Annotated in this window: 5 protein-coding genes; 4 read left to right on the top strand and 1 reads right to left on the bottom strand. The window is 52.0% G+C overall.

Annotated elements, in window-relative coordinates; translation table 11 throughout:
- The first annotated feature begins 154 nt into the window (after nucleotides 1-154).
- Together FYZ48_RS01570 and FYZ48_RS01565 are read left to right on the top strand one after the other, a co-directional pair.
- Nucleotides 155-3,172 (top strand): PVC-type heme-binding CxxCH protein, encoded by a 3,018-nt coding sequence (locus FYZ48_RS01570; RefSeq protein ID WP_149336816.1) that lies wholly within the window; start codon nucleotides 155-157, stop codon nucleotides 3,170-3,172.
- Nucleotides 3,173-3,440: 268 nt separating this feature from the next.
- Entirely contained in the window at nucleotides 3,441-4,622 is a 1,182-nt protein-coding gene (locus FYZ48_RS01565; protein ID WP_149336814.1) for a fasciclin domain-containing protein, read from the top strand.
- A 93-nt stretch (nucleotides 4,623-4,715) separates the two neighbouring features.
- Here the strand turns inward: FYZ48_RS01565 and FYZ48_RS01560 are convergent, their stop codons facing one another.
- On the bottom strand, nucleotides 4,716-5,336 hold the full coding sequence (locus FYZ48_RS01560) for a GntR family transcriptional regulator (protein WP_149336812.1): 621 nt from the start codon (nucleotides 5,334-5,336) through the stop codon (nucleotides 4,716-4,718).
- 301 nt (nucleotides 5,337-5,637) lie between these two features.
- On the opposite strand from FYZ48_RS01560, the gene FYZ48_RS01555 reads away from it, so the two are divergent.
- Nucleotides 5,638-10,833, top strand: coding sequence for a PVC-type heme-binding CxxCH protein (locus tag FYZ48_RS01555; protein ID WP_149336810.1), 5,196 nt, complete (start codon nucleotides 5,638-5,640; stop codon nucleotides 10,831-10,833).
- Between the two features lie 432 nt (nucleotides 10,834-11,265).
- Nucleotides 11,266-13,644, top strand: coding sequence for an ABC transporter substrate-binding protein (locus tag FYZ48_RS01550; protein WP_149336808.1), 2,379 nt, complete (start codon nucleotides 11,266-11,268; stop codon nucleotides 13,642-13,644).
- Nucleotides 13,645-13,894: the final 250 nt, after the last annotated feature.

The raw sequence follows: 13,894 nt of genomic DNA, 5'->3' as shown, positions 1-13,894 counted from the left end.
CAAGCGGAACTTCGCTCTGATTTCCAGTTTTTCGCGGAGTTCCGCAAATCCTTACTTCAATCTTCCCTGCAGGTCGCTCTATAATGAGCGACAGTGAATAAATTAAATAAGTTAATATATTGTCCCACCTCAGTGATTTAAACAGGATCTGATTATGTCCTCCCTCCACGTCTCTCCCCATCTTTCTCGGAACTTCTCGCTGATTTTGTTCCTGTGTGTGCTCGTTGGGTTTGTCAGCAGTCTGACTCTAACTGCAAATTCAGCAGATAAAAGTGCTTCTCCCAAGAAGGTCGACTACGCGGCAGAGATGAAACGGATTCCTCCCCGGTCTCCAAAGGATGCGTTGAAGTCATTTAAGATTCATTCTGATTTCAAAATCGAACTGGTGGCCGCTGAGCCGTTGCTGCGTGATCCGGTTGCCATGTGTTTTGATGCCCGGGGACGGGCATACGTGGTGGAAATGCCCGAATACAACGACGCTCACAAGGAAGGTTACAGCTCTGTCAAACTGCTGGAAGATACGGACGGTGATGGCGTCTTCGATAAAAGTTCTCCATTTCTGACGGATGTCACTTTGCCGACCGCAGTCTTCTGTTACCAGGGGGGCGTATTTGTCGGCGCACCACCTTATGTCTATTACTGCAAAGATACGAATGGCGACGGGAAGGCCGACGTGCGGGAAGTCGTCATGGAAGGCTTTGGGCGGGACAAAGGGGATGAGGGGATGATCAACTCCTTCCGCTGGGGAATGGATAACCGTATTTACTTCTCCACGGGCATCGATGGCGGAATGGTTACCGTGGCTGCGGAAGGGCCAGAGAAACAATTTAATACCAAAGGGCGGGGTGTGATCCTCGATCCTGCAACGCGTAAGATTGAACTCACAACAGGCGGCGGACAGCATGGGATGAGCCTGGGGATCTGGAACCGTGCCTTTGTCTGTGCCAACAGTGTGCCGATGCAGGTGCTGATGTACGATGACCGTTATATCGCACGCAACCCCTATCTGGCGCCACCACCGGCTCCAGTGAATATTGCTCCCGGCGGAAAGTTTACCAAGCTGATGCGCATCAGCCAGATCGAGCCCTGGCGAATTTTGCGGACCCGACTCCGGGCGGCCAGCGAGCGCGGAGATTCTGAAGGCGGAAAGCCTTCGGGCTTTTTCACTGCGGCGACCGGGATTACCGCCTATCGGGGCGATGCCTGGCCCTTAGAGTATCAGGGAAATCTGTTTGTCGGTGAACCTGCTAATAATCTCGTCTATCGAGCTGCTCCTAAACCCGATGGTCTGTCACTGGTGGCTCCGCGTGCCGACCAGGATGCTGAATTTCTGGCCTCAACCGATGTCTGGTTCCGACCGGTACAGTTTGAAAATGGCCCCGATGGTGCCTTGTATGTGCTGGACATGTATCGTGAACTGATTGAAGGGGCTCCCTTCATTCCGGAAGAGATCCTCAAGCACATCGATCCCATCGGCGGACAGGACAAGGGACGCATCTATCGGATCGTGCCGAAGAACTTCCAGCGCCCCGCTCTATCTGATTTGACGAAGCTGTCATCAAAGGAACTCGTGGCCCTACTCGACAGCGATAACGGCTGGACGCGCGATACCGCACAGCGACTGATCTACGAGCGTCAGGATACCTCGGTTGTTCCTGATCTGAAACAACTGGCAGCAGCTTCCAGGAAGCCGGTAACCCGCGCGACTGCACTCTGGTCTCTGGAAGGATTGAATTCTCTCGATGCAGATTCGTTGCTCAAAGGACTCAAGGATCAGGATCCACAAGTCTGTATTCAGTCATCGCGTATTGCGGAACGATTCGCTGAAGATGCTCAGGTTCAGCAGGCCATGATCGCGCTGGCAGGACATGACTCCATTGAGGTGCAGTATCAGGCTGCGTTTTCTCTAGGGGCTTTTGAGAACAGTGCCCGCAACCAGGCTCTGGCAGCGCTGCTGTCAAAGAACGTCGATAATAAATGGATGCGGATGGCGGTCCAGAGTTCGTTGAATCAGGGGGCTGGAGAAGTCTTTGCTTCACTGACCCGGAACAGCGATCTGCTCGTAAATAAACAGACACAGGGTTTCCTGGCCACGCTGGCTACCCAGATCGGTGCACAGTCTGACGTAGAGAACGTTAAGCTATTGATGGGGGCTCTGGAAAGCTTGCCCCAGTCCCAGCAGAAGCTGGCACAGCAGTCATTTCGTAACCTGCTTTCCCGGGCATCCGCATCAACAAAACAGGTGTTGTCAAAGTCGAAAAGCGAATATACGGCTCAACTGTTATCGGGGATGATGAAGTCGACCATTGAGCAGGCGACCAACTCGAAACTGCCGGTAAAGACCCGCGTTGAGGCCATTCCCACCTTGAGTATTGGAAGCCCTGATGAAACCTTACCGGTCTTCGAGGAACTGCTGTCAGTCCAGCAGCCGCTTCCGATTCGCCAGAAAGCGATCACATCTTTAGGACTGGTGAATGATGAGCGGGTGCCGGAACTGCTGGTAGAAGCCTGGCCTGGTCTGAGCCCGCAATTGCGCATGAGTGCAGTCGAAACACTGTTCTCCCGTCAGCCGTGGCAGGTCGCTTTACTGGATGCGGTCAAAGCAGGTGATATCAACTCCGGTGATATTAGTCCCGAACGCGTTCAACTCCTGAAAAGCAGTCAGGACAAAGCGATCAAAAAGCGGGCGACCGACCTCTTTCAGAATCAGCGTCTGACGGGTCGCTCGGATGTGATCAAGCAGTATCAGTCTTCACTCAAACTCAAAGGTGATCCTGCCAACGGCAAGCTGGTTTTCAAGAAAAACTGTGCTGCCTGTCATCGTCTGGAGAATGTCGGCGTGCAGTTGGGAGCAGACCTCAAGGCGATCAAGGACCGCGGGACCGAAGCCGTGCTACTGAATATTCTGGATCCCAACCGGGAAGTAAAGCCACAGTATGTGACATACCTGCTGGTCACCACGCAAGGGCGGACGATTACTGGTCTGATCAAGGCAGAGAATGCGAACAGCATTACGATTGCCCGGGCAGATGGCACCAGCGATACTGTTCTGAGGATCGACATTGATGAGCTAATCAGCTCGAAGCTTTCGTTCATGCCTGAAGGCCTGGAGAAGCAGATCGATCAGCAGCAGATGGCAGACCTGCTGGCGTATTTGAACTCGATCAAGTAAGTCAAAATGTCGGCTGGTTTAACAGACCTTAGCCGACTGGATGGTCTGATTTATCAACTTGCTGTAAAGGAACAGTTTCTGAATTCAGCTGCGCGAACAGTCTGCGCTTCGAGCAGGTTATTTCAGAAAAATTGCCTGCATCGCCGCTTGTCAAAGAGTTTGCTCAATCTAAGGTACCGGTAGTTCGGGAATTGCAGTGGCCACTCATTCTCATCGGATGCTCAGATAACAGAGTTGACAATCTCCAGACAATTAAGGAGTCGTTCTGATGAATCTCTTCGTTAAGCAGTATGCGGCGCTGGCCACCGCCTTCACTGTTATGATTACGGCCAATTTAACGCACGCTGCAGAGCAGAAAAATATCGTCGAAACCGCTGTCGAAGCCGGTTCCTTTAAGACGCTGGCGACAGCATTGACTGAGGCAGACCTCGTTTCAGCACTAGAAGGCGAGGGGCCATTCACAGTCTTCGCTCCGACTGATAAAGCTTTCAGCAAACTGCCCCCGGGAACGGTTGAAACTCTGCTCAAACCAGAAAATAAATCGAAGTTGGTCGGGATTCTAACTTACCACGTAGTTTCTGGTAAAGTCCCTGCCGCCGAGGTAACAAAACTAAGCGGGGCTGAAACTCTGAACGGTCAACGAGTCGATATCATGACCAAAGATGGTTCAGTCATGGTTGATGGGGCGACTGTCGTCAAGGCTGACATCAAATGCTCTAACGGGATCATTCACGTCATCGATCAGGTGATTTTACCCGCAGACAAAAACCTGGTGGAGACCGCATCAGCCGCTGGTAAGTTCAACACACTGTTGACAGCTGCTACCAAAGCGGGGCTGGCTGGTGTGTTGGCTGAGAAGGGGCCATTTACGGTATTCGCTCCTACTGATGACGCATTTGCTCAACTGCCGGAAGGGACGATTGAATCATTATTGAAGCCGGAAAATAAGAAGAAACTGGCTGATATTCTCAAATACCATGTCATTGCTGGTCGTGTGTATTCAGACAAAGCTCTGGCTGCCGGCGAAGCGAAAACGCTGCAGGGGCAGAAGGTGAAGATTAGTGCCAGTAGTGGTGTTGCGAAAGTAAATCAGGCTAAAATCCTCAAGACAGATATCGATGCCTCTAACGGTGTGATTCATGTGATTGACGCTGTTATTCTGCCGCCAGAAGGTAAGAAAGTGACAGCTCGTGAAGCCTGTCATCAGATTCGCGAGACCGTTGCTCAGGGGGCTCACTTATACAACTGCGGTCACTACCAGCAGTCAGCGAAACTGTATCGGAAGACAATGCAGTCCATGTTGCAGGATGTGGATGGAATGCCATCTGATGTCAGTCATCAGATGCATCAGGCGTTAACCTCCTCGAAAAACATGCATTGCGCTTCGCAACAGGCCTGGACACTACGAAATGCATTAGACCATGCCTACGCACGGATGTCTGCACTGTAAGTGGTTCCTGGTCAACTTCAGTGAGGTGCTTCCGTGGTCTGTGAAACGTTCCGGACCGCGGGAGCGTTTTTTATTAATCGTCAGTTTGAGAACTCAGTCGATATTTGAAATCAGCGCCTGGATGGATGGTTCCAGTTTGCCGGAACGAAACATGGAGACAATCGCCAGATGTTCGTAATAGACCTTCATGGGGTCATTCGGCTTGTGAAAGCCTTCCAGAAAGTGTCTCCGCAGGCGGGAGACGAGCGTCAGCCAGATGGTCATCAGACCTTGTTCCGGGGAGCGGGCGACAATCGACTGATGGAATTTGATATCCAGTTCGGTCAGCTGTAAAAAGTCCTGGTTTTCACAAGCGGCTTTCATCTCAGTGAGCAGGGCTTCCCACTCCGCAAAATCTTCGTCATTCAGATCATCAAAGATCGATCGGAGCGCGAAGGATTCCACGGTCTGTCTGAGTGGGATGACAAGTTCCTGCATGGATTTGGATGAGGAAGGTGCCACCCGCATCCCACAGTTGGGTTTGGACTCCACCATGCCTTCATGAGCCAACTGCTTCAGGGCCTCGCGAATCGGAGCCCGACTCACTTCGAAACGCTCTGCCAGACTCACTTCACGTAAGGCGGCGCCCTCTTCAATGCGTCCGGTAATGATTTCGATTCGCAGTTGATCAGCGATGCTGGCTGACGGGTTCGATGTCAGTTCTACCTGGCTCATGGATCAGTTCCATTTCGGTCTGGTGGGCGATGTATGTATCCAATGGGGTTTATTGTATACAAAAGGAGTGGGCGAAACTAGAAGGTTTACCTGCAGAATGACGAGAATATGTCACGCATTTCAGGCATAGGCCTGATTGAGATGTTTTGTCTCTTTGTTGGATTGTATACAAAGTGTGCTCCTCAGGCTTGACTCGACAGTTCAGAGCCAACAGACTGGAAATGAAGGACTTTCTGCCTGTGGGAGACGAATCAGGCAGACGGTTCTACGCTCGACCCCTGCTGAAAATGGAGATTTCAAGATGCCCTCTGCTGTTCGTCCTCAAGCTGCTTCTCGCATTCGTGGTTCCCTGGTTTGGTCACTGCTCCTGGTTTTGCCTGGTCTGCTGATGGATTGTCGCATCGCTCGGTCGGCTGAAAAACAGGCGACACAAGTTGGCAATCGACTGGTCTATCTCGATCAGGACGATCCCTACTATGTATCACTCGATTTTCCCAAACTGACGACCCCTCAGTGGTATGGGGACAAAGAAGTCAAGGCGGTTTGCGTGCTGGCGATCGACGACATGCGCGATGTCCAGAAGTACGAAACCTACCTGCGACCGATCCTGGAGCGACTGAAAGAGATCAACGGTCGGGCCGGAGCCAGCATCATGACCTGCCGCGTCGATCCAAAAGATCCCCACCTGCAGAAGTGGATTCAGGAAGGGGTGAGTATCGATGTGCATACTTACGACCATCCCTGTCCGTTGTTGAAAGATCGAGATTTTGAGAAGGCCAAAGGGACCGTTGAACGGTGCATCGATCTCTTGAGCCAGATTCCCAACAGTCAACCAGTGGCGTACCGTATGCCGTGCTGTGATTCACTCAACACAGTCAGCCCCCGCTTCTTCACTGAAATCTTCAATCAGACTACCCCCGAGGGGAACTTTCTGCAGATCGATACTTCGGTCTTTCAGGTCTTTACGGATCAGGATCCGGACCTGCCAAAGGAACTCGTTACCGATCCAAACGGGCAGGGGAGAATCGAAAAATACGTCCCCACAGATCGAGGGTTCGTGAATACGATTTTCAATTACCCCTATCCTTATCCCATCTCGAGGCTCTGCTGGGAGTTTTCCTGTGTGACTCCCAGCGACTGGTCAGCCCAGCATCGTCAAAAGCCCTTTAATCCACTGACGGTTCGCGACTGGACTGCCGTGCTTGATGCAACCGTGGTCAAAGAAGGGACGTTTAATCTTGTATTCCATCCGCACGGCTGGATCAGCAATGAGCAGATCATCAAACTGATTGATCATGCCGTTCAGCAGCATGGATCCGCGGTGCAGTTTCTTTCTTTCCAGGAAGTATTGGAGCGAATGAATCAGCATCTGCTGGCGGGGCAGCCGCTGCGTAATCAGCAGGGAGCCGACAATGGCGTGCGTCTGCTGGATCTGAATGCAGATGGATTCATGGATGTGGTTATCGGCAATGCGCAGGTTCAGAAAACCCGTATCTGGAATCCCCGGCAGCAGACCTGGAGTGAAACCGGATTTCCTGCTCAGCTCGTGGCTGCTCCTGATGCCAGGGGAAATCAGGCGATTCGGGGACGGTTCGGAGTTCTAAACGAACAGGTAATCCTGTTGACCCTGACGCCGGAAGTCTCCGCCGCCTGGAAGTTTGATGGCAAAACGTGGCAGCCTGCTTCCGAGTTACTGGCTGGTTTACCTGAGGGACAGGACGCATTGTTCACACTAAAAGCAGGCCACGATCAGGGCCTCCGGCTGCGGGATCTGAATCATGATGGTCAGTGTGAACTGCTCGTTTCCAATCCCAAACAGAATGCGATCTACACATGGTCTCAGAAAGATACCTGTTGGAAGAAATTACCCTGGTCTCTTCCTGATTCTGCGTCGATCGTCGACGAACAGGGCCGCGATGCGGGACTCCGTTTTGTCGATATCAATGAAGACGGCTTTGAAGACATGCTGTTTTCAAACGAGGATCACGCTGCTCTCTACCTGTTCGCTTCGCTTAAGTCAGGCTGGAAGAAAGTCTTTGATGAGGATCGGGCTGACGACGGGGGGCCAGTGCCGATGATTTCGCGCAAGGGAACCAATAACGGAGCCTGGTTCCATTCGAAGCATCTTTGGGTGCAGAACGAAGATACCGCCAAAATGAAACATCTGGTGGCGGGCAAGTCCTTTGAGGAATTACTAGAGGAGCAGGGACCTCAGCCTAAAGACCCGGACGCGGCTCTCAAGACAATTCAGGTCAAACCCGGATTTCATGTGGAACTGGTGGCGTCGGAACCACTGGTGAAGGACCCGGTCGCATTTGACTGGGGGCCCGATGGAAAACTCTGGGTGGCAGAAATGGCTGACTACCCGCTGGGGGTGAATGAATCAGGTACGTTCGATGGACGAATTCGTTTTCTGGAAGATACGGACGGAGATGGTAAGTACGACCGATCAACTGTCTTTCTGGAAGGCGTGGGTTATCCCACGGGAGTGATGGCCTGGCGAAAAGGAGCGATCATCACAACCGCTCCGGAAGTCTTCTATGCGGAAGATACCGATGGCGATGGCAAAGCTGATCACCGCGAATCCCTGGTGACCGGGTTTGCAGAGGGGAACCAGCAGCACCGGGTAAATGGTCTGCGTTGGGGCCTGGATAACTGGGTGTATCTGGCCAATGGCGATTCCGGTGGGGATCTGTTGTCTGTCAAGACAGGAGAAAAACTGAACTTTGGTCGTCGGGATTTACGAATCAAACCTGATACCGGTCAGATGGATCCGCAGTCGGGGCAGACCCAGTTCGGCCGCGAACGGGATGACTGGGGGAACTGGTTTGGCAGTAATAACAGTAACCCCGCATTTCATTATGCGCTAGCAGATCATTATCTCCGTCGTAATAAAAACCTGATTACCCCTGATGCGAAGGTGCAGGTCTCAATTCGTCCCGGGGCGGCAACCATTTTCCCGGTCAGTCGCACACAGGTTCGTTTTAATGACTTCAATAAGGTCAACCGGATCACCTCAGCGTGCGGTCTCTGTTTTTATCGCGATGATCTACTGGGGGGGGAGTTCACGGGGAACTCCTTTATCTGTGAGCCGGTACATAACCTGGTACATCGCGAAATAGTGAAATCGAAAGGGACGACCTTTACCAGCCAGCGGGCACAGAGCGAACAGGATTCCGAATTTCTGGCATCGACCGACAACTGGTTTCGCCCCGTAATGGCCCGTACAGGACCAGACGGTGCACTCTGGGTCGCAGACATGTATCGGCATGTCATTGAACATCCGCAATGGATTCCTAAAGAGATGCAGGAAAAGCTGGACCTGCGTGCCGGTAAGGAACAGGGGCGGATTTACCGGATCGTTCCAGATAAGGCATCCGTACGAACGTTACCCCGTCTCGATCAGCTTTCCTCCTCTGCTCTGGTTCAGCAACTGGAAAGCCCGAATGGGACACTGCGTGATATGGTGCAGCAGTTGATCGTGACACGCAGCGACAAGTCTGTTGTCCCTGATCTGAAGCAGATGGTTAAGCAGGGAAAATCGCCGGCTGCTCGTCTGCATGCACTTTGTACGCTCGATGGACTGGACGCGATCACCGAAGATGTTCTCCTGGTGACTTTGGCTGACAAACACCCTGGAGTCCGCCGCCATGCGATTCGACTGAGCGAGCCATCTCTGAATGAGTCACCTGAACTGGGTGATCGTGTGCTGGCATTGGTCGGGGATGCTGATTCGCAGGTTCAGATGCAGTTAGCTTACACACTCGGAGAATGGAATTCTCCCAAGGCGGGATCGGCCCTGGCCCGTCTGGCTATGGCACACGATCAGGATATTTTTCTGCGGACAGCGATCTTGAGTTCCGTAGGACCACATCTGGATTCCTTTACCGCCTCGCTGTTTGAAGAATTGCAGGGGAAGCAGCCACCGTTACAGATTCTGAATTCCCTGGTACTTATGGCGATCTCTGCAGATCAGCAGGATGTGCTCGCAAATATCTACGAGCGAGTCGCACAGTCAGAGAAAAAACAACGTTGGCAGGCCTGGCAGTTCGAGGTGGTGGCAACGTTGTTGCAGTCCCTGGCTCGCAAAAATCAGAGCCTGCCCCAATATGCCGGGAAAGCCAGCCCCCAACTGCAGAAAATACTGGAAGAACTCAAGCCTCTGTTTCAAGCAGCACGGACGATCGCCGCTGATGAAACAGCAACAGTCAGCTTACGCAGGCAGGTCCTGCCGCTACTTGGACATGGTTTTGCGCAGCGGAATGAAGATCTGGTACTGTTGTCTGAGATGCTGTCTCCTCGAAATCCGCGGATCATACAGAGTGCCGCTGTGGCAGCGCTCTCGCAACGAGGCAATCCGCAGACAGCAGAACTTATGCTGGCACGTTGGAAAAACTATGGCCCGGGTTTACGCTCTGAAGTGTTGAGCTCCCTGCTAAGTCACAAGGCAGGAGTGCAGTCTGTTCTGGAAGGATTGAAAGACAAAACAATCTCTGCAGCGGACATCGATGCTTCGAGTCGACAGCTGTTGTTGAATAACAAGGATCAGCAAGTCCGACAACAGGCTGAGAAGCTGCTGGCTGCTTCACTTGATGCAAATCGTGCCAGGGTCGTCAAAGAGCACGCTGAGGTGGTCGCACTGACTGGAAATACTGAAGCAGGGCATCAGGTATTTGTGAAACGCTGTGCTGTCTGTCACCAGCTCAACAATGAGGGCAAGCCAATCGGTCCAGATCTGACAGCCCTGACAGACAAATCGCCTCAGGCCCTGCTGACGGCGATTCTGGATCCGAATCGTGCCGTGGAGAATAAATACATCAGTTATCTGGCCGTAACTGAAGACGGACTGACATTTAACGGCTTACTGGCGTCTGAAAGTGGCGAGAGTATTACTCTGGTGCAAAGTGATGGCAAGACGAAGACGCTGCTCCGCACCGATCTGGAAGAGTTGATCAGTACCGGTAAGTCACTGATGCCCGAGGGGCTGGAAAAGGATATGACGCCTCAGAATCTCGCGGATGTGATCGCATATTTGAATTCAACAAAATTACCCAGAAAAACATTTCCGGGTAACGAACCGGCTGTCGTGGTCGCGGAAGCATTGCGCGGCGACTACTTTTTGACCCCTCAGCTGGCAGAAATCTATGGTTCTACTCTCAAGTTTGAGAGCAAGTATAAGAATCTCGGATACTGGCAGAGTGAGAATGACCGGGCAGTCTGGACACTGGATGTCCCTCAAGCAGGACCGTATGACGTCTATCTCGAATTTGCCTGCCCCCCCGGGCCAGCCGGTAATCGTCTGCTTTTGGAAACAGGGGGAGAACAGCTGTTCTGGACTGTGCCCTCCACGGGAACCTGGGATGTCTATCAGAATAGCAGAATTGGCACCATTACTTTGCCTGCCGGAAAGACCCGCTTGACAGTTCAGAGCCAGGGTAAAATCAACAGTGCCTTACTCGACCTGAAAACGGTCCGCCTGCGCGTCTCCAGCAGGTAATCGCGTGTGGTCTGATTCCCGCACTAGCATCACTCTGGTTCAAAGAGTGTTGCGATCACAGGGGTTACACGGATTATACCAGCCTCCAATTTATGCATTGGCGGAGCCTGGAAATACGATTTAATTCACAAAAACTCAGTGAAAAACAGATAGCATCTCCAACATTCTGCCGTTATTGGGGGTAGAAAAGAGGTGCTGAGACTGCACATTCCCTCGGGCCACTGAGTTTTCGTGAATAATCATCTGAGAATAAAAAAAATCGATTGCGTAAATTTTTTTTATGAACGATGATTCTGTATATCTATCAATACCTCCTTGATATTCGATGATCCTGATCTGATCAAAAGAATATGTCGGGTGGCGGGCACCCCGTGGGGTTACTTTTAGCCGTAACCAAATGATTGAGGCTTATGGTCTCAGGAAATTAGAACCGTGTCGGACGAAGGTTTTAAAGATCCCCTGGATGGTGAAGAAACTGTGGACGAATTTCCCCCGGTCAATGTGGATGAAGAAGAAACTGTCGATCAGATTCCCCCCATTGATATTAAGGAAATCGACAAAACCGTCATCGGTGTCGACAGTGCTGCCAGCAAATCTGCTCAGCAGATGGGAGGCCCCTCCGCAGAGAAAGCTGCTGCCTGGATTGGCAGGAAACTGGGAAAATATGAAATTACCGGTCTCCTGGGACAAGGCGGTATGGGGGTTGTCTATCGTGCTTACGATGATACCATCGGCCGCGAAGTTGCCATCAAGCTTCTGCCGGCTGAATTAGCCTCCGATAAAAATATGCTGGAACGGTTTCTGGCCGAAGCCCGGGCTGCCGGCCGTTTGACGCATCCTCATATTGTCTCGATTCACGATATCGGCCAGGAAGGGGATGTCCATTATATCGTCATGGAACTGATGACCGGTGGCAGCACCGACGATCATCTGGAGACCATCGGCCCCTATTCACCACTTCAGGCAACACGCATTATTGCTGATGCCTGTGAAGGCTTGATGGTAGCTCATACATCAGGACTGGTTCATCGAGACATCAAACCCGGGAACCTCTTGCAGTCCCGACATGGCACGATCAAGGTTGCTGACTTTGGTCTGGCGAAACGGGTCGTTCAGCAGTCACTTCAGCTGACTCAAGACGGGCAACTCATCGGGACGCCTTACTTCATGAGCCCTGAACAGTGTGAGTCTAAACCCGTCGATTTACGCAGTGATATCTATTCCCTGGGCGCAACATACTACACTCTACTGACGGGCGACCATCCCTATGAAGACGCGGGCAGCATCGTACAGATTATGTATGCTCACTGTCATGCCGATCTGCTGGATCCTCGGAATGTCAACGCTCAGATTCCGGATAAATGTGCCGCCATTGTGCAGAAATCCATGGCGAAGAAACCGGAAGATCGCTATCAGTCCGCCCAGGAGATGCTGGTCGATCTGAAAGCGATAACGGCCAATTCCGAGAAGTACGGCGATACCACAGTGCTCAGCCAGGAAGAACTGGACCGGGCACATGCAAAGCCCCATGAGTCTGGTGGCTGGCGGAAAAACGTATTCAACGGTGTCGTGTTCCTGGTGACCTTTTTACTTTTGACACTGGTTCCCTGGTATTTCTGGAATGGAAATCAAAATCAGGAAGCGGGAAAATCGGTCGCACCCCAGACAAATGCCGGACCTTCCGGACAGGGCGTGACAGCAGAGAAAATTCTGCTGGGAACTTCAACCGCTATGACCGGAGCCAATAAGGAACTGGGCAATAACATGGTCATGGGGATGCAGGCCTGTTTCAAGCGAGTCAATGATGAAGGAGGCATTGGGGGACGCCAGATTGAACTCGTGGTGAAGGACGACGGGTATGAACCCGATCAGGCCCTCGCAAACATGCAGCACCTGTTTGAAGAGGATCAGATTTTCGCGGTAATTGGAAATGTGGGGACCCCTACAGCGAAAGCATCGGTCCCGTATGCGAATGAGCATCAGCATCTGTTCTTCGCTCCATTTACCGGTGCACAGGCCCTCCGCCGCGATCCACCTGATCGTTATGTATTTAACCTGCGAGCCAGTTATGCCGATGAAACAGCGGCCATGGTGCATTACTTTGTTGAGAAGCAACGCATCGCTCCTGATAAGATCGCAGTCTTTGCACAGAACGATTCATTTGGCGATGATGGCTTCGCCGGTGTAGCCAAGGCACTGGAGAAGTATAAGATCCAGCCGGAAAATATTCTTCGCGTAGGGTATGACCGGAATACAACTCAGATCACCGATGCCGTCGAGCAGATCGTCCAGAATCAGAACCGGGTTGAGGCCCTGATTATGGTTGCGACATTCAAGCCAGCCGCACTGATGGTTCAGCAGATCAAAGATCGAAAGCTGAAGATTCAGACTGCAGCTGTCTCATTCGTCGGAAGTGAACTGCTGGCCCAGCAGTTCAAAGAAATGGGGGCTAAATACGCAGAGGGCGTAATCGTCACTCAGGTTGTACCCTATTATCTTTCGAGCGCAACCGGGGTCTTACGCTATCGCGATTCTCTGAAAAAGTATTACCCGCTTTCCAAACCAGGATTCGTATCTCTGGAGGGGTATCTGGCCGCTGAATGTCTGGTTGAAGGTCTGAAAAAACTTCAGGCGTCAGGGAAGGCGGTCACGACGGAGAATCTGATTGACGCCCTGGAGGAGATCAAGCACCTGGATCTGGGTATTGGGCCGATCATCAATTTTGGTCCCTCGCGTCATCAGGCTTCAGATCGGGTCTGGGGGACTGTTCTGGGAAAAGACGCCCGCTATCAGGAGCTGGAACTGGAATAGGTTTTCCCCCGCTGGTACGGGCGAACGACGAGGCTGTGAGAAATCTCTGTTTTTCAGTAGTTCTGCTTCCTCTCAGAGCGTTATAACCTCTACGGGCCCACTTATGATCTTGTTCCCTCCCTCACTTGTATGTCATAAGTGACCTGCCAGAAAGCAGATAAGCCATTTCAATGTCTTAGCTATGGTTGAATCTGTGCCCCACAGTCTCATTCTTTGAATCCCCGTATCATGGGCCGATTTGAATCGAGGC

Origin of the sequence: Gimesia chilikensis (genome assembly GCF_008329715.1) — a bacterium.
GTDB lineage: Bacteria > Planctomycetota > Planctomycetia > Planctomycetales > Planctomycetaceae > Gimesia > Gimesia chilikensis.
The sequence above is the reverse complement of the archived record's forward strand: the minus strand, read 5'-3'. Positions and strand labels throughout refer to the sequence as shown.